The following is a 25,951-nucleotide window of genomic DNA, read 5'->3' as shown; positions in this document are numbered from 1 at the left end:
ACCGGTGACCCCCGGCCCGTCACGGGGTTGAGCCATACGGACAACCAGGCCCCGGATGAACGGACGTGCTCAACATGCCGCCACGGCTCAGTGTCGTCGTACCCGTCCACAACGTGGAGCTCTATCTGACGGACTGCCTGAAGTCCCTCGCGGAGCAGACCATGACCGACCTGGAGGTGGTCATGGTCGACGACGGGTCCACCGACAACAGTGCGGCCCTGGCCGCCGGGTTCGCCGCGCAGGACGGCCGGTTCCGGCTGGTGAGCCAGGAGAACGGCGGACTCGGGCACGCCCGCAACACCGGGGTCCGCCACTGCGACCCGGGCGCCCGCCATCTCGCCTTCGTCGACAGCGACGACGTGCTCCCGCCCCGCGCGTACGAACTCCTTCTCGGCGCCCTGGACGAGACGGGCTCGGACCTCGCGTCCGGCAACGTACTGCGGCTGCGGTCCTCCGGCAGGCTCCAGCAGTCGCCCAACTTCCGCAAGCCGATGGCGACGACCCGGCTGCGCACCCACATCTCCCGCGACTGGGACCTCGCCGCCGACCGGATCGCCTGCAACAAGGTCTTCCGCCGGTCCTTCTGGGACGAGCACGCCTTCGCCTTCCCGGTCGGCGCCCTCTACGAGGACATCCCGGTCGTCCTGCCCGCCCACTTCCTGGCCCGCTCCGTCGACGTGCTGAAGGACGCCGTCTACCACTGGCGCGACCGTCCGGGCTCGATCACCGCGCGCCGCGCCGTCGTCCGCGGCATCCAGGACCGGGCCTCGCACGTGCTGGGCGTAGCCACGTTCCTCGACGAGCACCGCGGCGCCACCGACAAACGGCGCTACGAGGCCCACGTACTCGCCCATGACCTGCGGTACTTCATGGAGGCGCTGCCCGACGGCGACGAGGAGTACCGGCGCGCCTTCCTCACGTACGCCAATGAGTTCACCGACCAGGTCGACCCCGCGGTCCTGGACGCGCTCCCGCTGCGGCTGCGGCTGATGTGGCACCTCGTGCGCAAGCGGCGGGCCGACGAACTGCTGGCGCTGCTCGCCTTCGACCGGGCCGAGCCGGGAGCCTTCGCGGTACGGGGCCTGCGGCGCCGCAGCGCCGCCTTCCCGGCCCTCACCCGGCCCGTGCCGCGCCCGGTCCTGCGGGTCACCGACCGGGACCTGCCGCTCACCGCCCGGCTGCGGGACGCCCACTGGCAGGGCGGCAGGCTGCACCTCAAGGGGTACGCCTACATCCGGAACCTGCCCGCCACCGCGCGCGGCAGCGAGTTCCGGGCCGGGTGGCTGCGGGCGGGGCGCCGGCACGTGGTGCCGCTCCGGCTGCGTACGGTCGCCGATCCCGAGGCCACCGCCCGGTCCCGGCAGAGCCTGCACGACTACGACCGCTCCGGCTTCGAGACCGTCATCGACCCGGCCAGGCTCCGCATCGACGCCGACGGCGGTCCCGAACGGCTCACCTGGCGCCTGGAGATCGGCATCGCCGGGCACGGCATGCTGCGCCGCTCCGGCCTCTCGACCGACGAGGCGGCCGCACCGCCGCCCGTGCACCGCCCCGACGGCGACCACCGGATCGTGCCCGCCTTCGACGACGGCCGGCTCGTGCTGCACGCCGAACGGATCGACGCCCGCTTCGAGACGCACCGCGCGGGCGGCACGGGCGACGGCGCGGGCACCGTGGTCGTCGACGGCATGATCCGCGACCGCCTCGGCAAGGGCCCGCTGCGTCTCGCGTTCACCCACCGGGCCTCCGGCACCTCCTTCGACTGCCCGGTGACCGTCCAGGAGGGGACCGTGCCGTCGGCGGCGGGATGGCGGCGCTTCACCGCCGTCGTCCCGCTCGGCGCCTTCGCCGACGCCCGCGCGGGCGCGGGGGAGGGGACGACGCCCGCGCAGCTTCCGTACAGCCTGCATCTCGTCGGCCCGGACGGGCGCAGGACGCCGATCGACGTGCCGGGGCCCGTACTGCCGGGCCGCTACCCGCTGGACGGGGCCGGCGGCCGGCGGCGCGAACTCGGTCTCACCGCGAGCTCGCGCGGCAATCTGCTGATCAGCGACCGCACCGTGCAGCCCGCCGTCGACCTGGCGACCTGGACGGAGGACGGACAACTCCTCCTGGAGGGCACCTTCCCCCACGACCCGGACCGCCCCGTCGAACTGGTGGCCCGGCACAGCGGACACGGCGAGGAGGCGGCCTTCCCGCTGGCCTTCTCGGGTGCGGCCGGAACGTGTCGGTTCAGGGCCGCGCTCCGGCCGGACGCCGTCGAGGGACCGGGCGGGAAACTGCCGCTGGGCCAGGGCCACTGGTACCTCTTCCTCCGCGAGAAGGGCGCCGAGGACGATGCCTACGACGCCCCGCTGCGCATCCCGGCAGCCGCCCACCGCACCCTGCCGGCCGCCCGCACCCTCACCGGCCGGAAGTACCTCGTCGAACGGCGCTTCCACGACCAACTGCTGATCAACTGCGCCCCGGTGCTCACCCCCGCGGAACGCGGCGCACGCGGCAAGCGGCTGCTGCGTGAGACGTACCGGAGCCGACGACGCACCGCGCCGCTGCGCGACACCGTGCTGTACAGCAGCTTCGACGGCCGCCAGTACTCCGACTCCCCGCGCGCCGTCCACGAGGAACTGGTCCGCAGGGGTGTCGAGTCGGAACACCTGTGGGTGGTGAGCGACCAGCAGGCCCGTGTCCCGGCGGGTGCCACGGTCGTCGAGCACGGCTCCACCGACTGGTACGAGGCGCTGGCCACCAGCCGCCACGTCGTCACCAACACCCAGCTGCCGGAGTGGTTCGAGCGGCGCGAGGGCCAGTGCGTCGTCCAGACCTGGCACGGCACCCCCCTCAAACGCATCGGCCTCGACCTCGCGGGCACCGCCTGCGCCAATGCCGCCTACCTCGCCACCATCGAGCAGCGCGCCCGGCAGTGGAGCGTCCTCGTCTCCCCGAACCGCTTCTCCACCCCCGTCCTGCGGCGCTCGTTCGGCTACCGGGGCGAGGTCCTGGAGTGCGGCTATCCCCGCAACGACCTGTTCCACGCCTCCGACCGGACCAAGGTCGCCGCGTCGGTCCGGGAAAGGCTCGGCATCCCCGGGACCAAACGGGTCGTGCTGTACGCGCCGACCTGGCGCGAGGACCGACCGCAGGGCGGCGGCCGCTACGCCCTCGACCTGCGACTCGACCTCGCCGCCGCCGAACGCGAACTCGGCGCCGACACCGTCCTGTTGGTGCGCCGTCACTACCTGGTCACCGATCGGCTGCCGGACAGCGGCAGCGGCTTCGTCCGTGACGTCTCGCGCTACGGGGACGTCGGCGAGCTGATGCTGATCAGCGACGCGCTGGTCACCGACTACTCCTCCCTGATGTTCGACTTCGCCCAGACCGGCCGGCCCATGCTCTTCCACACCCACGACCTGGCGCACTACCGCGACACGCTGCGCGGCTTCTGCTTCGACTTCGAGGCCCGCGCCCCCGGCCCGCTGATCCCCGGCTCCGCCGGACTGATCGAGGCGCTGCGCGACCCGGAACGGGCCACCAGGGGGCACGCGCAGGCGTACGAGGCATTTCGCCGGGACTTCTGCGACCTGGACGACGGACACGCGGCGGCGGGCGTGGCCGACCGGATGCTCAAGGATCTCGCCCGGCCCTGACCGGCCGCGAACGGACGCCGATGTGCACGGCCCTGCCCGGCCAGTCCTGGTCGCGGCGGGGCAGGGCGCGGAGCCACCATGCCCACTTAAACCATTCGAGTGATTTGCCGTATTAGTACGCTTATTGGTACATCACTCTGTGTCTTGCGGTTGCTACGTTCTGTTTTCATGAGAATCCGAATGGGATGCGAGCCTCGGGACGTACAACGCGCAAGATTTGCGGTGCTCGTCGCTGCCGCGGTCGGTCTGATCACCCGGATGGTGATCGCGGCGAACATGCCGGGACCGGCTGATGTGCGGATCTTTCACGGTTTCGCAAAGGCGATCGCCCGGTACGGTCCCATTCGGATTTACGAACAGCCGCTGCCGGGACTGCCCGTGTACAACCATCCGCCGCTGGCCGGCTGGATGCTCCTCGGTCTGAACGAGCTCTCCGAGCTGGGCATTTCGTTCGGAACGTTGATCAGATCACCTGCCTCGATCGCCGACTTCTTCTGCGCGCTCGTCGTATTCGAGATCGTCCGGCGGCGCAGCTCCGTTCGTGCAGCGGTCGCCTGCGGAATCGGCGTGGCGTTCAGCCCCCTGCTGATCGCGACCTCCGGCTATCACGGCAACACCGATGCGGTCGCCGTCACATTCGCGCTCGCCGCCGCCCACTTGCTTGCCGACCGGAAGTCCCCACTGGTCGCCGGCGTGGTTGCCGCCCTGTCAATCAGTGTCAAGTTCGTCCCGATCGTGGTGATTCCGGCCCTGTTCGTTGTCGCCATGCGGGCCGGCCGGCCGGTTCTGGTCCGCTTCACTGCCGGATTCACCGCCCTGATCGCCCTCGTCTGGGGCCCTGTTCTGGTGACCGTTCCGCAGAACCTCAAGGAGAACGTTCTGGAGTACGCGGGCGGCAGCTACGGCTTCTGGGGCCTCGTCCGGTTCGCCGACGCGCTCGGCCTGCCGGACTACCTCATCGCCTTCATGCGTGGAGAGGGCCACTTTCTCTTCGTGTTGATCTGTGTGGCGGCGGGCGTCTGGCTGGCGTGGCTGCGGCCCGCACAGTGCGTCGCCGTCGTCGCGGTCACGCTGAGCCTCCTGCTGCTGCTCTCCACCGCGTCCGCCCTGCAGTACCTGACCTGGGCGGCCGCCGCGATGTTCGTCATCGGAGTCTGGGAAGGGGTCGCGTACAACTTGCTGCTCGGTCTGGTGGCCTACCTCGGCTATCACGGGCGCTCGGCCGTGCGCTGGAGCGAAACGGTGCTGCATTTCGGCGAGGCCGGCTGGTTCGTCCTCGCCGCCGCTCTCCTCAGCGGAATCCGCAAGATCCTTGCCGCGCCGGCGGCCGTACCCCCGCAATCCTGCGCCGAGCGGCCCCTGGCCGAGGTGCCCCGCACCCCGCACCCCACCGGTTCCGCCGTCAACTGACCGCCCGCCCCCTCCCGAGCCCCGATTCGCCGAGCACCGTGCACTGCCCACCGAGCGCAACTGGAGAAGGCCCCGTGAAGGAAAGCCCGAGCCCCAGGATCGGCATCCTGGTGGTCGCGTACAACGCCGAGACGACACTGGAGAGGACCCTCGACCGCATTCCGGAAGACTTCCGGTCCAAGGTCGCCGAGGTCCTCATTCTCGACGACGCGAGCCACGACGCGACCTTCACCGCGGGCTGCCGCTGGTCGCAGACGGAGGGAATGCCGCGGACGGTGGTGATGCGGCACACCAAGAACCTCGGCTACGGCGGAAACCAGAAGGCCGGATATGCGCTGGCCGCCGAACACGGACTCGACATCATCGTGCTGCTGCACGGCGACGGGCAGTACGCCCCAGAATTCCTGCCCGACATGGTCGCACCGATCGAACGCGGCGAATGCGAGGCCGTGTTCGGCTCACGGATGATGAATTCCGGCTCCGCCCTCAAGGGCGGCATGCCGATGTACAAATGGCTCGGCAACCGCATTCTCACCCGCCTGGAGAACACCCTTCTCGGCTCGCGGCTCACCGAATTCCACTCCGGGTACCGCGCCTACAGCGTCGCCGCGCTCAAGAAGCTGCCGATCCACCGCAACACCGACGCGTTCGACTTCGACACCCAGATCATCGTCCAGCTGCTCAACGAAGGAATGCGGATCAAGGAGATCCCCGTCCCCACCTACTACGGCGACGAGATCTGCTACGTCAACGGCATGAAGTACGCGAAGGACGTCGTCAAGGACGTCCTCGAATACCGGCTCGCCGTCAAGGGGTTCGGCACCTGCGCCTGGATCCCCAAACCCGTCGAGTACGCGTTCAAGGAGGGCGACGGTTCCTCGCACGCCGTCATCCTGGAGAAGATGCGCGGACTGCCGCCCGGCCGGGTCCTCGATCTCGGCTGCTCCGGCGGCCTGTTCGCGCAGCGCCTCGAAGCCCTCGGCCACGAGGTGACGGGCGTGGACTACGTCGAAGTCCCCGGCGTACGCGAGAAATGCACCCGATTCCGCCTCGCCGACCTGGAGGAGGGGCTGCCCCCGGAGATCGGCGCCGACTACGACTACGTGGTCGCGGGCGACGTCATCGAGCACCTCTCCCGCCCCGAGCGGGTGCTCGCCGAGGTCGCCACCGTGCTGCGGCCCGGCGGCCATGTGCTGCTCTCCGTACCGAACTTCAGCCACTGGTACTCCAGGCTGCGGGTCGCGCTCGGAGTCTTCGACTACGACCGGCGCGGCATCCTCGACGAAACGCATCTGCGCTTCTTCACCCGGGCCAGCCTGCGCCGCACGGTCAGGAACGCCGGCTACGACGTCCTCAACATCGTCTCCACCGGGGCCCCGTTCTGGGCGCTCCTCGGCGGTGGACCGCTCCCCGCGGTCCTCGGCGGGATGTCGAAGCTGCTCACCCGGATCCGGCCGACGCTGTTCGGCTATCAGCACGTCGCCCTGCTCACCCCGCACGCGGCCGAGACGATCATCGCTGGAGAGCACGTCGATGTACAGGACATCCTCAACCGACAGTACGCCCCTGCCGTCCGGGTCGGCGTCTGAGGCCGCCGTCCCCCGTCCCACCCCCGCCCCGGCGTCCGAGACACCGGTCGCCGCAGTCAGGAGCAAGGCCGTGACCCTCCCCAGTCTGATGCTGCTGCTGTTCGCCGTGTTCTCGTCGGCGGGTGGGCAGATCATGCTCAAGCACGGGATGAAGGGCGCCGCGGCCGCCGCCGCGCACGGCGGCGGTTCCGTCGCCCTGCGCGCCGCGACCAGCCCGTGGGTCGTCCTCGGCCTGGTGGTCTTCGCGGTGTCCGCCCTCGCCTGGATGACCACCCTGGCCACGGTGCCGCTGTCCATCGCCTACCCGTTCAACGCCCTCGGGTATCTGCTGATCGTGCTGGCCGGGGCGACCGTGCTGCACGAGCGGACCTCGATGTGGACCTGGGGCGGCTCGCTGCTCGTGGTCATCGGCCTCGCCACGGTGATGGCCGGCCGGCAACGCTGAGAAGATTCACGCCCGTCCGGCGATCCCGTCCGGCGATCCCGTCCAGCGATCCCGTCCAGCGATCCCGTCCGGCGATTCAGGACATGCCACCGGACGGGCCCGGCACCGCGCTCTCCCTCAGCAGCACCGTCCGCACCACCCGCTCCGCGGCCCGCCCGTCGTCGTACGGACAGAACCGGGCCCGGAACGCGGCCCGCAGCGCCTCGTTCGCCGGGCTCTCCCAGCTGCCGTCGAGAAAGATCCGGGCCAGCTCGTCGGTGTCGGTGGAGACCGCGCCGGGGGTGTCGCCGGGCTTCTGGGACAGCAGGTCGAAGCAGACCCCGCGGACCGTGCGGTACGTCTCCCAGTCGGGAGCGTGCACCACGATCGGGCGGTCCAGATGGGCGTAGTCGAACATCACCGACGAGTAGTCCGTCACCAGCGCGTCCGCCGCCAGGCACAGCTCCTCGATCCGGGGATGGTCGCAGACGTCGAGCAGCGAGGGGTGTTCCGGCAGCCCGGCACCCTCGTAGAAGTAGTGGGCGCGGACCAGCACCACGGTGTCCGGGCCGAGCGCCTCGCAGAACCGGACCAGATCGAGGCGGCTGGTGAACGCCGCCTCGTAGTCGCGGTGCGTCGGCGCGTACAGGATGGCGCGCCGGCCGGGCCGGATGCCGAGGCCCTCGCGGATCTGTGCGATCCGCTCGTCGGTCGCCGTCGCGAAGACGTCATTGCGGGGGTAGCCCGATTCCAGGGACCGGGCGGCGCCCGGATAGGCGCGGGCCCACACCTCGGTGGAGTGCGGGCTCGCGGCGACGCTCCAGTCCCACCGGTCGACGCGCTGGAGCAGGCGGTCGAAGTTCAGCCCCTGGGCCGCCGCCGGGTAGTCCTGCTGGTCGAGCCCCATGATCTTCAGCGGGGTGCCGTGGTGGGTCATCACATGGATCTGGCCGGGGCGTTTGACCAGGTGGTCGGGGAAGTTGACGTTGTTGAAGAAGTACGTGGCCCGGGCCAGCAGCCGCCAGTAGCGGCGGGTTCCCGGCACCACGTGGTCGATGCCCCGGTCCACCGCGCCCAGGTGGTTCTTCGACACCACCCACACGCCCCGTACCTGCGGGGCCAGTTCCTGGGCCTTGCGGAAGACGGCCTCCGGATTGCAGCTCACCCCGCGGTTCCAGTACGCGGCGTAGACGGCGAGCCCGGGGTCCAGCGGAAGTCTGCGCTGCCACCAGTAGTAGCGCGCGGCGAGGGTGCGCCGGGCCCGCGCCCGGACCGCGCCGGGCGCCGCCCGCAGGCCCCGGCGCATGGCCAGGGCCGTGTCGAGGGCGCCGAGCGCGGCGTACCGGCCGACGCCCAACAGTCGCGGGCGCAGCCCCCTGGCGCCGCCCGGGAAGCGGTGTCCCTCGGGCCGGTGCGCGCGGACGAACGCGGCCACGGACCGTACGTAGCGCCTGCGTCGCCGGGCCACCGACGGGTATCCGGCGAGGAGTTCCTGGACGGCCCGCTCGAAGAGCAGGGGGCGCACGGGGTGCAGCGGCGGCCGGTCCCGGACGAACTCCATCAGAGCGGCGTACGCGTCGACGAGTTCGTGCGGCGCCGCGCCGTCCGCCGGTTCCGCCGCGTCGGCGACAGCGGGCAGCCGGCGCCGGCCCCGGTGTTCGACGCAGGCGGTGGGGAGTACGGCGATGGACTCCGCCGCGGCGAGGGTCTGGAGCGCGTACATCCGCTCGCCGTGCGGCCCCGGCCCGAAGGCCATTTTCTCGCCCTCGTGGAGGGTGCGGCGCACGGCGCGGTTCCAGGAGACCGGTGCGATGTCCAGGAGGACGGGGTGCCCGGCGAGGGTGAGCCGGTCCGCGGGCAGTTCGTTGAGCAGCTCCAGCGACCGGGTCGGCCGGGGGCGGCCCCGGAACGGGCGCCTGTGGTGGCCGAACAGCAGCAGTTCGGGGTCACCGGCGGCGTCCAGCCGGTCGGCGACGGCCCGCAGGGAGCCCGGCAGGTGGACGAAGGTGCCCTCCAGGAAGAGGAGATAGTCGCCGACGGCCCGCTCGGCCCCGGCGTTGCGTCGCCCGTCCGCGCCCGCCCCCGGCGGCAGATGGACGGCCTGGACCCGGCTGTCCCGGGCGGCGAACTCGTCGAGGAGCAGCCCCGAACCATCCGGCGCGCCGTCGTCGACCCCGATCACCTCGATGTCCGTGAACGACTGGCTGAGCACCGACTCCAGGCACTCGCGCAGCTGCCCTCGGGCGCGGCGGACGGGGATGATGACACTCAGCCGGGGCATACGGGCTCTTTCTCGGACAGGGGTTCTCGGGGGTTCGGGGGAGGGGCGCCGTCAGGGGCGGTCGGCGGGCCGGGAGCCGGCGAGACCGAGCCCCGCGGACGGCTGCCGGTCCGCGGGGACCGTGGTGGTGGCCGGTGCGGGGAGCGCTGCCGGGGCCTGCGCCGGACTGCCCGCCGCCGGTACCGGCTGCCGGCGGGCCGGCGGGATCGCGGGCGGCCCGGCGGCCGTGTCGCCCAGGAAGACCCGGCGCACCACCCGCTCCGCCGCGTGCCCGTCGTCGTACGGACAAAAACGCTCCCGGAACGCCGCGCGCAGCCGGGCGGAGCGGACGCCGCACCAGTGGCCGGTCGCGAAGATGTCCAACAGTTCGTCCTCGCTGTGCGCGACCGCGCCGGGCGGGCAGGTGCGCAGGTCGAAGTAGGTGCCGCGGGCCGCTTCGTACGCCTCGCGGTCGCCGCAGTGGATGACGACGGGCCGGTCCAGATTCGCGTAGTCGAACATCAGCGACGAGTAGTCCGTGAGCAGCGCGTCCGAGGCGAGCGCGAGCTTCTCGACGCAGGGGTGGCCGCCGACGTCGATGATCCGCGGGTGCGGCTCGTGGACCGGCACGGCCCCGTACGAGTAGTGCGCGCGGTCCAGGATCACGGAGTGCGGGCCGAGGACCCGCAGCAGACGCGCCAGGTCGAGCAGGGGCTGCCGGTCGCGCCGGTAGTCGCGGTGCGTGGGCGCGTACAGCAGGGCCAGGGCGCCCTCGGGGATGCCGAGCGACGCGCGCAGCCGCGCCACGTCGCCCGCGGTGGCGCGCTGGTAGATGTCGTTGCGCGGGTAACCGGACTCCAGCGTCGCGCAGTTCGCGGAGGCCGACGGATAGGCCTTCTCCCAGACGAGGGTGGAGTGCCGGTTCGCGGAGAGGGAGTAGTCCCACTTGTCGACATTGGCGAGCAGCTGCCCGAAGTCCATCCCGCGGGCCGCGGCCGGCCGGTCCTGGAGGTCGAGGCCCATGGTCTTGAGCGGGGTGCCGTGGTGGGTCTGGAGCAGCACCTGGCCGCGCCGCTTGACCAGCCGCCGGTCGAAGTTGACGTTGTTCACCAGATACCCGGACCGGGCCAGCGCCCGCCAGTAGCCGTACGTCCCGGGGGCGACCCGGCGGGTCGCGGTGGGCACGGTGTGCGCGTCCTCGGGGCGGCAGATCCAGGCGGTCCGCAGGCCGGGGACCAGTTCGCGGGCCTTCGCCTCGATCGCCGCCGGGTTGCAGGCGTACCCGCCGTGCCAGTACGCGGCGAACACCGCCCGGTCCGTCTGGACGGGCAGCCGCAACTGGACGCGGTAGTACGCCTGGAGGGCGGCGGCCCGCAGCACCCGGCGGACGGCGCCACCGGCCTTCCGCAGCCGGCCGAGCAGCGACTGCGCGCTCCACAGCGCACGGTACGTGCGGTGCGCGCCCAGCCGGATCAGGCCGTGGCGCAGCCGGGCGCGGCGCGGGACGGGCGCGCCGGGCGTGCGGTAGCGGGCGCAGTGGGCCCGGGCCCGGCGGAAGAACTCGGCGCGGCTGTCGCGCGGCAGCCGGCCCGGGGCGGTGAACAGCGTGCAGAAGTGGTCGAGCATCCTGCGGTGGATCACCGGCCGCCAGGGCGCGAGTTCGGGGCGGGTGTCGATGAACGCGAAGACCCGGTCGTACTGTTCGAAGACGTCGAAGTGCTTGCGGCTGGTGGTGGCCAGGATGTTGCCCCGGCGCCGCTGCCGGTAGCCGACGCACACCCGGTCGAGGACCGCGATCGAGCGGGCGGCCATCAGCACCGGGTAGGTCCACGGGGTGTCCTCGTAGTAGCCGGGCGGGAAGGCGAACCCCTCGGCCTCGACGAACGCGCGGCGGTACGCCTTGTTCCAGACGACCATCAGGACCTTCAGCAGTCCGGGCCGGCCGGTGAGCGTGAAGGTGGCGGGGCCGGACTCGTCGAGGTGTTCGGCGAAGGTGTTGCGTACGCTCTCGCCCGTCCAGTACGTACGGGCGTAGTCGTAGACCAGGACGTCCGGTTCCCCGGTCGCCCCGATCCGGTCGGCGACGGCCCGCAGGGCGCCGGGGGCGAGGGTGTCGTCGCTGTCCAAGAAGATCAGATAGTCGCCGGTGGCCCGGGCGATCCCGGCGTTACGGGCCCGGCCCAGGCCCACGTTCTCCGGCAGGTGCACGGCCCGCACCCGGGGATCCCGGGCGGCGAACTCGTCGATGACGGCGCCGCAGGCATCGGGGGAGCAGTCGTCGACCACGATCAGCTCGAAGTCCTCGAAGGACTGCGTGAGCACCGAGTCCAGGCTCTCGTGCAGATACGCCTGGACCCGGTACGCGGGCACGATGACACTGAACCGGGGCACATCACATCCAGGGGGCGTTCGCAGCGCGTGTGGGCGGTCCGCAAACGGCCGATGGAGTGACGAAGTTACGTCAAAGTGTGGCAAATCCGTGAAAGTGCAGGTGGGGTGGCCCTGTTGCGGTGAACAGGACCACCCCGTGTTTGACGTACTGCTGTGCGTATTGACGTACGGTCGTGCGGACTACTTCACCGCGCCCGCCATCACGCCGGAGACGAACTGGCGCTGGAAGGCGAAGAAGACCGCCAGCGGAATCACCATCGATACGAACGCGCCGGGCGCCAGCACGTCGATGTTGTTGCCGAACTGCCGGACCTGCTGCTGCAGGGCCACCGTGATCGGCGGCGAGCCGGAGTCCGCGAAGATCAGCGCGACCAGCATGTCGTTCCACACCCAGAGGAACTGGAAGATCCCGAGCGAGGCGATCGCCGGTCCGCCCAGCGGCATCACGACCCGGGTGAAGAGCCGGATCTCGCCCGCGCCGTCGAGGCGGGCCGCCTCCAGCAGCTCCCGCGGGATCTCCGCGAAGAAGTTCCGCAGCAGGAAGATCGCGAAGGGCAGGCCGAACGCGGTGTGGAAGATGATCACGCCGAAGGTCGTCTCGAAGATCCCGACCGCGCCGAAGAGCTTGGAGACCGGGACGAGAGCGACCTGTACCGGCACCACCAACAGCCCCACGACCACCAGGAACCACCAGTCGCGGCCGGGGAAGTCCATCCAGGCGAAGGCGTATCCGGCCAGTGAACCGATCACGACGACCAGAACGGTCGCCGGGACGGTGATCATCACCGTGCTGAGGAGGGAGTGGGTGATAGTCGAATTGTCCAGCAGTCGCGCGTAGTTGTCGAAGGTGAGCTGCGAGGGGGCCGTGAAGATCTTCCACCAGCCGCTCGACGCGATGTTGTCCGCGCTGCGCAGCGAGGAGAGCAGCAGCCCGATGGTCGGCATCAGCCAGAACAGGCCCACCAGGATGAGGAAGACCCGCATCACCCCGCCGCCGGTACGCGCGGCGATGCGTGCGCCGAGGGACCGCTCGGCCTTCGCCCGTCCGGTTCCCGGTCCGGCTGTCGTGCTCGTGGCCGGGCCCGGTGCCGCGGCCGTGTTCGACGTCGTCATCGGCGCCCCTCCTTCCGGATCCGGCGGATGTTGACGTACATCACCGGGAGTACCAGCAGCAGCAGGAGTACGGCGATGGCGCTGCCGATTCCGAGGTCGGCGTCCGTGCCGAACGAGGAGCGGTAGAGCTGGAGCGCCAGCACGTTCGCGTCGGCCAGCGAGGACCCCGGTGAGATGATGAAGACCAGGTCGAAGACCTTCAGGACGTTGATCATCAACGTGACCAGCACCACGGAGAGCACGGGTGCGAGCATCGGCACCGTGATCCGGCGGAACACCTGCCATTCGTTCGCGCCGTCCACCCGGGCCGCTTCGAGGAGTTCACGCGGCAGGCCCGCCAGGCCGGCGGCGATCAGCACCATCGCGAACCCGGCCCACATCCAGACGTAGGAGCCGATGATCCCCGGGGTGACGAGGGTCGGGCCGAGCCACTCGACCCCGTTGTACGGCTCCTTGAAGTTCGAGGCGGGGAGCCGGAGTTCGGCGCCGTCGGCCGCGGCGGGCAGGGTGAACGTGCCGTCCGCGCCCGCGGTCGCCGAGGCCACCACCTTGCCGCCCTTGACCGCCTCGACCTTGATGCCCTTGAGGCCCAGCTCCTTGGCGTCGATGACGTTGGGGCTGCCGCCGCCGCCCTTGGTGAAGTCCAGCCACGCCGTGCCGGTGACCTTCCCGGGCTCCGTGGCGGCGGCCTTCGCGGGCTTCGCGCTCGACGGCAGCTTCGCCGGGGCCACACCGACCAGCGGCAGCTGCACCGGCTGCCCGGCCCGTACCGGCGCCTTGGTGACGAACGAGCCGCCGCCGCCCGCCCTGAGCGGGTGGACGGGCAGCGGATGCGCCTTCGGGTAGCCCGCCGACTCCGCGAACGTGTCGTGCACGCCCACCCATACGGCGTTGGCGACCCCGCGCTCCGGGTTCGCGTCGTACACCAGCCGGAAGATGATGCCGGCGGCGAGCATGGAGATCGCCATCGGCATGAAGACGACCAGCTTGAACGCCGTACCCCAGCGGATGCGCTCGGTCAGCACGGCGAAGATCAGCCCGAGGGCCGTGGAGACCGTCGGCGCGAACACGACCCAGATCGCGTTGTTCTTGATCGCCGTACGGATGGTGTCGTCCGTGAACAGCGCCTTGTAGTTGTCGAGTCCGGCGAAGCCCGTACCCGCCTGGTCGAAGAACGACCGGTAGACGGAGTACACGATCGGATAGACCACGAGCGCGCCCAGCAGCACCAGCGCGGGCGCCAGGAAGAGCGCCGCGAGGACCCGGCGGGTGCCGGTCACACTCCGGCGGCCGCGTCCCGGGCCGCCGGCCGGACCGTCGGACGGCTTCCTGGGCGCGGGTACCGACGGCCCGCCGGACGGATGCTTGTCGGCGGGGGGCACCGCGTCGGCGCCCCCCGCTGCGGCTGTCGTCATCGCGTCAGCTCTTGTATGCCTTGGCCGCGTCGGACTCCAGCTTCGCCTGAGTCCCCGCGATGTCCTTCGGGTTCTTCAGGAAGTCCTGGAGGGTCTTCCACTCGCCCTTCCCGGGCGTCCCGCCGAACGACTGCGGGGCCTGGTCGGACATGTCGAACCGGACGGCGTCACCCGCCGCGATCAGCGCCTTCGCCATCGTGCGCTGCACCTCGTTCGGATACGCGGCGACGTCCAGGGCCTTGTTCGGCGAGATGAACCCGCCCTGTTCGGCCATGATCTTCGCCGCGTCGGTCGAGCCCAGCCAGGTCAGCAGGGCCTGGGCGCCCTTGCCGTCCTTCAGGGCCACTGCCGCGTCGCCACCCGTCACGACGGGGGACTCGGCGCCGACCGCCGGGAACGGGAACACCTTGGCGTCCGTCCCGATCTTCGCCTTCGTCTGCGCGATGTTGACGGCCACGAAGTCGCCCTCGTAGACCATCGCGGCCTTCGGCTGGTCACCGCCGGTGAAGGTCTGGGTGACCGAGGCCGGGAACTCCGTCTGCAGCGCGCCGTCCGCGCCGCCCGCGATCAGCGACGGCTTGCCGAAGAGCTGCGCGAGCGTGGTCAGCGCGTCCTTGACGGACGGGTCCGTCCACTTGATCTCGTGCTGGGCCAGCTGGTCGTACTTCTCCGGACCCGCCTGGGAGAGGTAGATGTTCTCGAACCAGTCGGTGAGCGTCCAGCCGTCCGCACCGCCGACCGAGACCGGGGTGACGCCGGAGGCGGACACCGTCTCGGCCGTCGCCAGGAAGTCCTTCCAGGTCTTCGGCTCGGCCGCGCCCGCGTTCTCGAACGCCTTGGCGTTGTACCAGATCAGGGACTTGTTGGCGGCCTTGAAGTAGACGCCGTACTGGGTGCCGTCGACCGCGCCGAGGTCCTGCCAGACCTTCCCGTAGTTCTTGGCCAGCTGGGCCTTGGCCTCGGCGCCGACCGGCTTGGCCCACTTCTTCTCGGCGGCCTGCCGGATCGCGCCGACCTGCGGGATCATCGCGACGTCCGGCGGCTGCCCGCCCGCGATCTTCGTACCGAGGAAGTTGACGATCGGGTCCTGCGCCGGGACGAAGGTGACCGTCGCCCCCGTGCGGCTCTCGAACTCCTTGAGGACCTTGACGAAGTTGGCCTGCTCGGCTCCGGTCCAGACCGCCGCGACCGAGAGCTTCTCGCCGTTCAGTTTCGGCAGTGCGACGCTCGACGAGCTCTCCTTGTCGCCCCCGGAGCCCTTGTCCGGCTTGTCTTTTCCGCCGCCGCTGTCGCTGCAACCGGTCAGGGCGAGTGCGCCGATGGCGGTGAACACCATGGCGGCCCTGCTGATCCGAAGGGTTGTTCGCATCGCTGCCCCGTCTCTCCACATCGTCGTGTGCGCACAGTCCTACCCGGGCTTACGGGTGCCGCAATAGCGCTTTCGACGTCAACTCCTTGATCGTGATGGGCTCGTGACGTGTGGTCAGTAGAAGTTCCGGTTCACCCCTCAGGAGTGGACGGGGCCGAACGGGGCTATCGGTTCGGCGTTCACCGAACGGGCCGCCCGCTCCAGCGCACTGGCCAGCAGCGCCAGGTCCGTCGGGCCGTTGCCCAGTTCGCGGACCGGGCGCCGGGTCGGCGGATCGCCCATCCGCTCCCACTCCAGCGGGACGACGGTGGGGCGCAGCGTCGCCGTACGCGGAATGCGCCCCGTCACCCGGCCGCCCTGGAACGGGGTCACCCGCCCGTCCGGATGCCCCAGCCTGCCGCGTCCGGGCGCCGGATCCTCCGGCGACGGCGGGACGACCGGTGCGTCGAGCACGATGCGCAGCCGGGCGCCGTGGGCCAGATCCGTGTCCTCCGTACGGTCCGGGCGGGCTGACGTCGCGACCAGGTGGACGCCGAGCCGGCCGCCCTCCCTGGCCACGGCCTCCAGGGCCCGTACGACCGAACCGGCGGCGGGCCGGCCGGGGCTGCCGAGCGCCGGGGCGACCAGCGCGTCGAAGTCGTCGACGAGGACGACGAGTCGGGGCAGCGGGGACGGGCCGGCATCCGTGGACCGCGCGGCGGGGCGCAGGCGGAGCGTCCCGCTCAGCGGGGAGTCCACGTCGCCGCGCTGTTCCGCGGCGGTCGGCGGGCGCTGGCCGACCATCCGCTGCGCCACCTCGTGCCGGTGGTGCCACTCGGCGAAGTCGTACCGGCCGAGCAGCTCGGCGCGCCGCTTCAGCTCGCCGCCCAGCGCCTGCGCGAACTCCCGCATCCGTACCGGATCGGAGGCCACGAGGTGCGTGAACGCGTGCGGGAGTTCGGTGCACGGGCGCAGGCTCTCGCCGCGCTCGCCACCGGCGCCGTCGACCAGGAGGATGCCCAGCCGGTCGGGCCGGGCGGCGGCGGCCAGCGAGGCGGCGACGGCCCGCAGCAGCTCCGTACGTCCGCTGCCGGCCGGACCCTCGATGAGGAGATGGGGGCCCTCCGCCGACAGGTCCACACTGACCGCGCCCCGGGGCCCGGCACCGAGCACCACGACGGGCCGCCCGGCGGCCACGGCGGCGATTCCTTCGGCGGGGGCGGACGGGGCGGGTGCGGGTGCGCCGGTGCTTGTGCCTGTGCCTGTGCCTGTGTTCGTGTCCGTGGCTGTGTTCGGGTCCACGGCGGCTGCCGCCGCGATCTGGGGGGTGTCGGTGCCGCGCGGCCCGCTCACCCGGTTCGACGTCCGTCCCGACCCGGCCGAACGGAGACTGTCGGCGCCCTGGGCATCGCCGCCGCCCCAGGAACCGGACCCGGGAACGGTGCGGGAGCCCGGGGTCTCCCCGGGCGAGGCGTCGTGGCGCCCGCCACTGACGCGGGGCGCGGCGGTGCCGGGACAAGGGGTGCGCCCGGAGCCGTGGGTGTCGCGGTCCTCGTCGCGCCCGAGGCCGTAGCCCGCCGTGCCGACGTGCGTGGCGGTGTCACTGCCGGAGTACAGGGTGCGACCCGGGCCCGGGTCGTATCCACCCGGGCCGCCGCCCGAGCGCTGGGCACCCACGCGGGGGCCCGCACCGCGCGGGTAATCCGTACGGCCCGAACCGCGGGAGGCCGTGTCCGTACCGCCGCCGGTTCTGCCCCCCGGCCCGCCCGCCCAGCGGCCCGAACCGTGGACGGTGGCGCCGGGTTGGTCATCGGCCGTGGACGCCCAACGGGCCATCAGCGAGGCGGGGGTGGCACGGGCCAGGCCCAGCTCGTCCAGCAGCCGGGCCGACGTCGGGAGCGCCGCCGACACCGGCCGGCCGTGGGCCGTCACCGAACTTTCCGTGCGCAGCGGGGCCAGCGCCCGGCCGAACCGCTCGGCCCAGTGCGCCGACACCGCGTCCACGGTCGCGACCGTGCCCCGGCCCGCGGCCCGGCCGTCCGCCGCGCGCAGCAGTCGCAGGGCCGTCGCCACATCGCCGCTCAGCATCGCCACCGCCCCGCACTCCCGGAACGCGATCGAGGCGTGGCAGGCGGCCTCGTACGTCGCTGCGACGGGTGAGGTGGGTGTGGCGGCCGGGGTCTCGGCCAGACAGATCAGATGGATCCCGGCGGCGGCACCCGCGGCGGCCAGCCGGGCGGTGTTCTCGCGCAGCACCGCCGAGCCGGGGTCGCCGTCGACGATCAGCACGGTGTACGGGCCCGTGTACCGGTCGGCGGCCTCGGCGACCGTGTCCCGGTCCAGGCTCGCCCAGCCGGGCCCGAGCGGCCCCTCGTCCAGCCGGCGCACCAGCTCCGTCGTACGGGCGAGGGCCTGCTCACGGTCGTACGCGAGGAGCAGCCGGCAGTCCTGGCCGTGCATCGGGCGCACGTGCGGCAGCCAGCCGAGCCAGGCCCACTCGCGTCTGCGCTCGTCCGCGCCGCGGGCGCGGTCCGTGCTGATCAGGACGATCTCCAGATCGGCGGGGGAGTGCAGCGCGGCGAGCTGCGCGACCGTCGAACGGGCGAGCCCGGCCAGCCGGGTCCGCGGCCCGGCGAGCCCGAGGGAACCGGCCTCCCGCAGCCCCACGGTCACCGGCACGGCGGGCAGCTCGGCCCGGTCCGTCGTCCCCAGGCGCACCACGAGCGCCTCCGGGTGCGCGGCGTCGCGCTCCCAGAGCCGGGGACCGGGGCCGAGCGCGGTCAGCAGCACGGCCGCGGGGTCGGGCCAGGTGCTCTCCGCGGGCGTCACCGGGGCGGCGGCCGGAAAGGGCGGCCCGCCGGCGCCCGTCCTGTCGGACGTCGGCTCATGGACCGGCTCGCCCTTGTTGCCCGCGAGTCTGCGCGCCCAGGCGCCTATCCCGCCGCGCCGGGGTGTCTCCTCGCCCGGGAAGGGGGCCGGGGGCCCGGCGGCGGGGTGGCGGCGGGTGTCGGCGGGCCCGTCGTCGCCGCTGCCGTGATGGTCGGGGTCGCCGGGTCTCTCGTGCGGGGCGGGGCCGGAGCCGGGGGCGACAGCCGGTGCGTAGCCGTGGCCGGAGCCGTGCTCCTCGGCGAAGCCGTCGTCGGCGGCGGAGGCGCCCGCCGTACCGGACACCCGCAGATGCCCCTCGCCGTCCGGGGCCGTCGACAGCGTCGGCGTACGCGCGCCGGAGGTCAGCCGGAGCGTCGATTCGCCGAGCCGCAGCAGCGCACCGGGCTGCAGGCGGACCGGGTGGTCGCGGACCTCGGCGCCATCGAGCAGGGTGCCGTTGGTGGAGCCCAGGTCCGCCACCGAGACCAGGCCGTCCGCGGAGACCGTCACCGCGCAGTGCAGCCGGGACACATCGGGGTCGTCGAGCGGGACGTCCGCGTCGGCGGAGCGGCCGATCCGGACCCGCCCGCCGTGCAGCAGGTGGACCCCGCCCGCGTCGGGCCCCGCGACCACGTGCAGCTGCGCCGGGACGGCGTCGTCCGCCGCTTCGTCCTCGCCCGGGACCTGGAGCGAGAGCACCGCTCCGTCGACCAGCGGGGGCTCACCCAGCGCGCACCGCTGCGCGTCGAGCCGCTCACGCCCGGCGAACAGCACCACCGCACCGCTGCCGAGCGAGCCGTCGGGCCCGGAGACGGCCGCGGCCAGCGGGGACGCCACGGTGGCGAGCGCCGTCCCCGGCGGAGCGGTGACCAGCACGTCGCAGGCGCGCGCCGGGGTCTGGCCGCTGCGCGGCGCGAGGACGGTCAGCCGGATCTGCATCGCCGTCAGCGGTCCCTTCTGCGCGGGGTGCCGGGCAGGGGAAACGGCCTGTGATTCCCCCCACCCGACACGGACGCGTCGTCCGGTACAGGTTCGTCACGCACCGCAGGGCTCCCTACCCCACAGTCCGTGCTGAGGGCATCCTCGCACCTGCCACTGACAACCCGCCCGCGGGCCACCGTTAAGTGATCTTGAAACGTCGGCTGTGCGCCCATACGTGCCTGCTTGGAAGGTTCTTCCCTGCCTGTCCGGGAGGGCGTCCGGCATGATGGTTCGCACGCGCGTGCGGCAACCATCCGCCCGGTGTGAGCGTCTTGTTCCGCAATCGGCCGTCACCTCCCCGGAAGGCACCGGCCACGGCGGACGAGGGCGACGAGGACGAGCGCCCCGACCCCGCCGGTCACCCCACTAGAGTGGGCGGAACTCCCGGGCGGATCCGGGAGCACCGCAATCACCACGATCGCAGGGAGCGCATGACGTGCGGCCGGTAGGCAGCAAGTACCTGCTCGAGGAGCCGCTGGGACGCGGCGCCACGGGCACCGTCTGGCGTGCCCGCCAGCGGGAGACCGCAGGCTCCGAGGCGGCCGTCGCCGGTCAGCCCGGCGAGACCGTGGCGATCAAGGTCCTGAAGGAGGAGCTCGCCAACGACGCGGACGTCGTGATGCGGTTCCTGCGCGAGCGCTCGGTGCTGCTCCGGCTCACCCACGAGAACATCGTGCGCACCCGCGACCTGGTCGTCGAGGGCGATCTCCTCGCCCTCGTCATGGACCTGATCGACGGCCCCGACCTGCACCGCTACCTCCGCGAGAACGGCCCGCTCACCCCGGTCGCCGCCGCGCTGCTCACCGCGCAGATCGCGGACGCGCTCGCCGCCAGTCACGCCGACGGCGTCGTCCACCGCGACCTGAAGCCCGCCAACGTCCTGCTCGACGAGCGCGACGGCCAGATGCACCCGATGCTCACCGACTTCGGCATCGCGCGCCTGGCCGACTCCCCGGGGCTCACCCGGACCCACGAGTTCGTCGGCACGCCCGCCTACGTGGCGCCAGAGTCCGCCGAGGGCCGCCCGCAGACCTCCGCCGTCGACATCTACGGCGCGGGCATCCTGCTGTACGAACTGGTCACCGGCCGCCCGCCGTTCTCCGGCGGCACCGCCCTCGAAGTCCTGCACCGGCACCTCAGCGAGGAACCCCGCCGCCCCACCACCGTCCCGGCGCCGCTGTGGACGGTGATAGAGCGCTGCCTGAGCAAGGACCCGGACCAGCGGCCCAGTGCCGAGAACCTGGCCCGCGGACTGCGCACCGTCGCGGCCGGCATCGGCGTGCACGCCGATGCCGCCCAGATCGCGGCGGCCGACGGCGTGGGCGCCCTGCTCGCACCCGACCCGGCGCCCGCGGCCGTGCCGCAGACCCCCGGCGCGGCCGACCCGACGCAGGTGCTGCCGAGCAACGTGGGCTCGTACGATCCGAATGCCGCGACCAGTGTCATGCAGCACGGCCCCGGCCCCGGCCAGGGCGCGGGCGGGCACGCCGACCCGACCTCGGTCATGCCGCCCGTACCGCCGCACTCGGACGGCCCGCCGCAGCCCGACGGGCCGCACCCCTGGCAGTCCCAGCTCCAGGCGGCCCGTGACCGCAACGAGCAGACGCAGGTCCAGTACCTCGACCCCGGCCAGGACCCGCTGCGTCGCCGTCCCCAGCGGCCCCAGCCCCAGCAGCAACCGCAGCAGCCCCAGCGACGCCAACAGCCGCCGCAGCACCAGCAGTACCCCCAGCCCCGGCAGCAGCAGTACCAGCCGCAACCTCAGCACCAGCCCCAACAGCAGTACCAGCGCCAGCAGTACGCGCCGCCGCAGCAGCCGCCGCCCCAGCAGCCGGTCCCGCGACAGCCCCGCGAGCCGCGGCAGCGCAGCGCCAACCCGATGAGGATTCCCGGCCTCGGCTGCCTCAAGGGCTGTCTGTTCACCCTGATCCTGCTGTTCGTCGCGGGCTGGCTGATCTGGGAACTGACCCCGCTGCAGGACTGGATCGGCCAGGGCAAGAGCTACTGGCAGGCCATCAGCGACACCGTCTCCACAGTGACCGACTGGGTCTCGAAACTGGGCGGAAGCAGCGGGCCCTGAGCGGCCGACGCCCCATCAACTCTGTAGCTATATCGACTTCTGCGGGCGAGTTTCCACGCATATCGCCCGCAGAAGTGAAGGTTGGCGCCGACCCGGGCACTCAACACCCCGATCGACGCGTAACTTTGTCGACCGGGGGTCATGAGCGACGGTCCATCGCCAGCCGCTGAGGGAGCAGTCTTGGCACGGAATATCGGCAGCCGGTACACCGCCCACCAGATCCTGGGGCGCGGCAGCGCCGGCACGGTGTGGCTCGGCGACGGGCCCGAGGGCCCGGTGGCCATCAAGCTCCTCCGCGAGGACCTCGCGTCCGACCAGGAGCTCGTGGGCCGCTTCGTCCAGGAGCGCACCGCCCTGCTCGGCCTGGACCACCCGCGTGTGGTCGCCGTCCGCGACCTCGTGGTCGACGGCAACGACCTGGCGCTGGTCATGAACCTGGTCCGCGGCACGGACCTGCGTACCCGCCTCGACCGCGAACGCCGGCTCGCGCCCGAGGCCGCCGTCGCGATCATCGCGGACGTCGCCGACGGCCTGGCCGCCGCGCACGCCGCCGGAGTGGTCCACCGCGACGTCAAGCCGGAGAACATCCTGCTCGACATGGAGGGCCCGCTCGGCCCCGGCGGCTCGCACCCGGCGCTGCTCACCGACTTCGGCGTGGCCAAGCTGATCGACACCCCGCGCCGCACCAAGGCCAGCAAGATCATCGGTACGCCGGACTACCTCGCCCCCGAGATAGTCGAGGGCCTCCCGCCCCGCGCCGCGGTCGACATCTACGCCCTCGCCACGGTCCTGTACGAGCTCCTCGCCGGCTTCACGCCCTTCGGCGGCGGACACCCCGGCGCGGTCCTGCGCCGCCACGTCACGGAGACCGTCGTCCCGCTCCCGGGCATCCCCGAGGAGCTCTGGCAGCTCCTCGTCCAGTGCCTGGCCAAGGCTCCGGCCTCCCGGCTGCGCGCCTCCGAGCTCGCGGCCCGGCTGCGCGAGCAACTCCCGCAGCTGGCCGGCATCCCGCCACTGGACGTGGACGAACCGGACACTGAACCGGAACCGCAGACGTGCGACGAGCAGCAGTACACCCCCGCGTCCGAGGAGCCCCGCCGCCGCGGCGCGGTCCCCCTGGTCCCCGGCTCGTCCACCGACTCCAACCGCGACACCCACACGAGCATGCGCGTCCCGGCCCCCGACGAGTTGTCCGGCGGCCCCCGGGGTACGGCCAGGGCCCCCCGCTCGCCGGGCCGGCCCCGCCCCGGCTCGGCCCGCAACAAGTCCGCGGCCGTCCGCAAGCGGCGCCTGACGCTGGGCGCCGCGGCGCTGGTGCTGGTGGTGGCCCTCGGCGTGGGCGGCCGGCTGGCGCTGGGCGGCGACGGCGCGGACGTGCCCCCGCAGGACACGAAGAACTCGGCGCCGGGAACCCCCTGAGCCGGGGGCCCGGGGGCGGTTCCCCGGCGGCTCGCGGTCCCGGCGGAACCCAGGGGCGCACCCGGTCGCCGCACGGTCCGGGGAGGGGCCGGACACCCGGTCACCGAGTCGTGATCATGCGGCCCGAGGAATGTCCGTGCCGACAGCCGCTACGCTGGACCCGTGGCAGTCGTCGATATTTCCGAAGAGCTGAAGTCCCTCTCCTCGACCATGGGGTCGATCGAGGCCGTCCTGGACCTGGATGCGCTGAGGGCGGACATCGCCGCGCTCGAGGAGCAGGCGGCAGCGCCTTCCCTCTGGGACGACCCGGAGGCGGCGCAGAAGATCACCAGCAAGCTTTCGCACCTCCAGGCCGAGGTCCGCAAGACCGAGGCGCTCCGCGGCCGGATCGACGATCTCGAGATCCTCTTCGAGCTCGCCCAGGACGAGGGCGACGCCGACGCCCTCGCCGAGGCCGAGTCCGAGCTGGAGTCGGTCAGGAAGGCGCTGGACGAGATGGAGGTCCGCACCCTCCTCTCCGGCGAGTACGACTCCCGCGAGGCGCTGGTCAACATCCGCGCCGAGGCCGGTGGCGTGGACGCCGCCGACTTCGCCGAGAAGCTCCAGCGCATGTACATCCGCTGGGCCGAGCGGCACGGCTACAAGACCGAGGTCTACGAGACGTCGTACGCGGAAGAGGCCGGCATCAAGTCGACGACCTTCGCCGTCCAGGTGCCGTACGCCTACGGCACGCTCTCCGTCGAGCAGGGCACCCACCGGCTCGTCCGGATCTCGCCCTTCGACAACCAGGGCCGCCGTCAGACGTCCTTCGCGGGTGTCGAGGTGCTGCCCGTGGTCGAGCAGACCGACCACATCGAGATCGACGAGTCCGAGCTGCGCGTCGACGTGTACCGCTCGTCGGGCCCCGGCGGCCAGGGCGTCAACACCACGGACTCCGCGGTGCGCCTGACCCACCTCCCGACCGGCATCGTCGTCTCCTGCCAGAACGAGCGCTCGCAGATCCAGAACAAGGCGTCCGCGATGAACGTCCTCCAGGCGAAGCTCCTTGAGCGCCGCCGCCAGGAGGAGCAGGCCAGGATGGACGCCCTCAAGGGCGACGGCGGCAACTCCTGGGGCAACCAGATGCGGTCGTACGTCCTGCACCCGTACCAGATGGTCAAGGACCTGCGTACGGAGTTCGAGATGGGCAACCCGGAAGCGGTCTTCAACGGCGAGATCGACGGCTTCCTGGAGGCGGGCATCCGCTGGCGCAAGCAGCGGGAGAAGTAGGCAGGCGGGCCGACGCGGCCCGACTCCCTGTTCTTTGAACGGCGGTGCCGGAATCCCCACGGGGTTCCGGCACCGCCGTTCTCGTCGCGGGGCGTACGAGGCGGCGCGCGAAAGGGAGTTGAGGGGGCGAGTTGCGGAGGCCGCGTGGTGAGTGCGTCACAGTCGTGATTCCGAATGGAGATCAACTCCCGCCAAATTGGTGCAGATAGCACGGAACGGCCTTGACGTAGTCCTTAACTCTGGACAGGGTGCTAGGGCAGCATGCGTATGTCCGGGACGGGCGTGAACGGGGGCGGGCGGCATGACCACGGCTCCATGTGGCGCCGTTCGGAGCGAACCCCGCAGAGCCGGGGCCCGCATATGGCTGCTCCACTGACGAGAACAGCTACTGGGGGTAGCAGCACATGACGAAGAAGACGCGAGTCCGCGTTGCGCGGATAGCCGCAGGTGCGGTGATCGCCGCGGGCGCCTCGCTGACCGCCGCCGGTGCGGCGTCTGCCGTCGGCATCGGTGTCAACGTCGCGGGTGTCCAGGTCGGCGTCCAGATGATGGACGGCGACGGCGAGCCGTGCAGCCCGGCCGACCCGCGATGCGAGACCGGTGGTAACGAGACCGGTGGCAACGAGACCGGTGGTAACGAGACCGGTGGTAACGAGACCGGTGGCAATGAGACCGGTGGTAACGAGACCGGTGGTAACGAGACCGGTGGCAATGAGACCGGTGGTAACGAGACCGGTGGCAATGAGACCGGTGGTAACGAGACCGGTGGCAATGAGACCGGTGGCAATGAGACCGGTGGCAATGAGACCGGTGGTAACGAGACCGGTGGCAATGAGACCGGTGGTAACGAGACCGGTGGCAATGAGACCGGTGGTAACGAGACCGGTGGCAATGAGACCGGCGGTAACGAGACCGGCGGCAATGAGACCGGCGGTAACGAGACCGGCGGCAACGGCAATGGTGGCAACCAGTCCGGCGGCAACGGCAACGGCGGCAACGGCAACGGTGGCAACGGCTCCTCCGGCACCTCCGGCAACGGTGGTACCACGGGTAACGCCTCCGCAGGCGCCGTGACCGGTGGCGGCGACGCCGACAACTGCACCGTCGACCTCGACGGCGCCAAGTGCGCGGACAACACCACCCCCGACTCGGCCGGCAACCAGCCGGTCGAGCAGGGCAAGGGCAAGGACGAGCTCGCTGAGACCGGTGCCGCCGAGACCACGTTCCTGCTGGTCGGCGCCGCGACGATGATTGCCGGAGGCATCGGCTTCCGGATCATGCCGCGCCTCATGAACGGCCGTACGGTCGCCTAAGGGCCCACCAGCGGTCACATGCACGCACAGAAGGGCCCGGGACGCCTGCTACAGGCATCCCGGGCCCTTCTGCGTACACGTACCGCTCTCGCAGGCGGACGGGCGGGCTCTCCCGCGGCTACACGGTCTGGTGCGCCAGCAGCGCCAGCGCGCCCAGCAGCACCACCAGCAGGGCCACCAGCGTCACGGGGCTCAGCCCGGCGAAGATTCCCTGCCCCTGTTCGTGCTGCAGCCGCTCACGGCTTGCCCGGCACACGGGGCAGCGGCCCTCGTTCACGGGCGCCGCGCAGTTTGCGCACACCAATCGGTCATAGGTCATGCGCTTTCCTCCTCCCGCGCGGCGGAGCCGCATACGCCTTGTCTCCGCACAACGCTCATGGGGACGCAACCGTTCCCCCTACCACTGTGCCAGCTCGCGCGGATTTCG

Annotated in this window: 15 protein-coding genes; 8 read left to right on the top strand and 7 right to left on the bottom strand. The window is 71.9% G+C overall.

Going from position 1 to position 25,951, the window contains the following annotated elements:
• Positions 1–65 precede the first annotated feature (65 nt).
• The 4 genes from OH735_RS14035 to OH735_RS14020 all read left to right on the top strand — a co-directional run bounded on the left by OH735_RS14035 (position 66) and on the right by OH735_RS14020 (position 7,088).
• Positions 66–3,644: a CDP-glycerol glycerophosphotransferase family protein gene (locus tag OH735_RS14035; protein ID WP_406381828.1), complete on the top strand. Its 3,579-nt coding sequence runs from the start codon at positions 66–68 to the stop codon at positions 3,642–3,644.
• 222 nt (positions 3,645–3,866) lie between these two features.
• Positions 3,867–5,054 carry a hypothetical protein gene (locus OH735_RS14030; protein ID WP_406381827.1) on the top strand — a complete coding sequence of 396 codons (1,188 nt, stop codon included), beginning with the start codon at positions 3,867–3,869 and terminating at the stop codon, positions 5,052–5,054.
• 74 nt (positions 5,055–5,128) lie between these two features.
• A complete protein-coding gene (locus OH735_RS14025) occupies positions 5,129–6,643 on the top strand; it encodes a methyltransferase domain-containing protein (protein ID WP_406381826.1) in 1,515 nt (504 codons plus the stop codon).
• A gap of 70 nt (positions 6,644–6,713) precedes the next feature.
• A complete protein-coding gene (locus tag OH735_RS14020; RefSeq protein WP_406381825.1) occupies positions 6,714–7,088 on the top strand; it encodes a hypothetical protein in 375 nt (124 codons plus the stop codon).
• A gap of 76 nt (positions 7,089–7,164) precedes the next feature.
• Here OH735_RS14020 and OH735_RS14015 read toward each other — a convergent pair whose 3' ends face one another.
• From OH735_RS14015 to OH735_RS13990, 6 genes are all read right to left on the bottom strand, one after another.
• Positions 7,165–9,348, bottom strand: a complete 2,184-nt coding sequence (locus tag OH735_RS14015; RefSeq protein WP_406381824.1) for a CDP-glycerol glycerophosphotransferase family protein — start codon at positions 9,346–9,348, stop codon at positions 7,165–7,167.
• 51 nt (positions 9,349–9,399) lie between these two features.
• Positions 9,400–11,718 (bottom strand): CDP-glycerol glycerophosphotransferase family protein, encoded by a 2,319-nt coding sequence (locus OH735_RS14010; RefSeq protein WP_406381823.1) that lies wholly within the window; start codon positions 11,716–11,718, stop codon positions 9,400–9,402.
• A gap of 180 nt (positions 11,719–11,898) precedes the next feature.
• Positions 11,899–12,831, bottom strand: a complete 933-nt coding sequence (locus OH735_RS14005; RefSeq protein ID WP_406381822.1) for a carbohydrate ABC transporter permease — start codon at positions 12,829–12,831, stop codon at positions 11,899–11,901.
• A complete protein-coding gene (locus OH735_RS14000; RefSeq protein WP_406381820.1) occupies positions 12,828–14,246 on the bottom strand; it encodes a carbohydrate ABC transporter permease in 1,419 nt (472 codons plus the stop codon). The genes OH735_RS14005 and OH735_RS14000 overlap by 4 nt, the downstream gene beginning before the upstream one ends.
• A 4-nt stretch (positions 14,247–14,250) precedes the next feature.
• Positions 14,251–15,615 (bottom strand): ABC transporter substrate-binding protein, encoded by a 1,365-nt coding sequence (locus OH735_RS13995; RefSeq protein WP_406381819.1) that lies wholly within the window; start codon positions 15,613–15,615, stop codon positions 14,251–14,253.
• Positions 15,616–15,753: 138 nt separating this feature from the next.
• The gene (locus OH735_RS13990) at positions 15,754–19,401 is read right to left on the bottom strand and encodes an FHA domain-containing protein (RefSeq protein ID WP_406381818.1); all 3,648 of its coding nucleotides are present in this window, start codon (positions 19,399–19,401) and stop codon (positions 15,754–15,756) included.
• Between the two features lie 478 nt (positions 19,402–19,879).
• On the opposite strand from OH735_RS13990, the gene OH735_RS13985 reads away from it, so the two are divergent.
• From OH735_RS13985 to OH735_RS13970, 4 genes are all read left to right on the top strand, one after another.
• Entirely contained in the window at positions 19,880–21,523 is a 1,644-nt protein-coding gene (locus OH735_RS13985; protein WP_406381817.1) for a serine/threonine-protein kinase, read from the top strand.
• A 180-nt stretch (positions 21,524–21,703) separates the two neighbouring features.
• Positions 21,704–22,942 (top strand): serine/threonine-protein kinase, encoded by a 1,239-nt coding sequence (locus tag OH735_RS13980; protein ID WP_406381816.1) that lies wholly within the window; start codon positions 21,704–21,706, stop codon positions 22,940–22,942.
• Between the two features lie 162 nt (positions 22,943–23,104).
• The gene (gene prfB, locus OH735_RS13975; protein WP_406381815.1) at positions 23,105–24,211 is read left to right on the top strand and encodes a peptide chain release factor 2; all 1,107 of its coding nucleotides are present in this window, start codon (positions 23,105–23,107) and stop codon (positions 24,209–24,211) included.
• A 404-nt stretch (positions 24,212–24,615) separates the two neighbouring features.
• Positions 24,616–25,524, top strand: a complete 909-nt coding sequence (locus OH735_RS13970; RefSeq protein ID WP_406381814.1) for an LPXTG cell wall anchor domain-containing protein — start codon at positions 24,616–24,618, stop codon at positions 25,522–25,524.
• Positions 25,525–25,642: 118 nt separating this feature from the next.
• Here the strand turns inward: OH735_RS13970 and OH735_RS13965 are convergent, their stop codons facing one another.
• Positions 25,643–25,843, bottom strand: coding sequence for a hypothetical protein (locus OH735_RS13965; protein ID WP_383759955.1), 201 nt, complete (start codon positions 25,841–25,843; stop codon positions 25,643–25,645).
• Positions 25,844–25,951 lie beyond the last annotated feature (108 nt).

Origin of the sequence: Streptomyces sp. NBC_01618 (assembly GCF_045209435.1) — a bacterium.
Lineage (GTDB): Bacteria > Actinomycetota > Actinomycetes > Streptomycetales > Streptomycetaceae > Streptomyces.
Note: the sequence above shows the minus strand (reverse complement) of the source record. Positions and strands in the feature narration are given on the sequence as shown.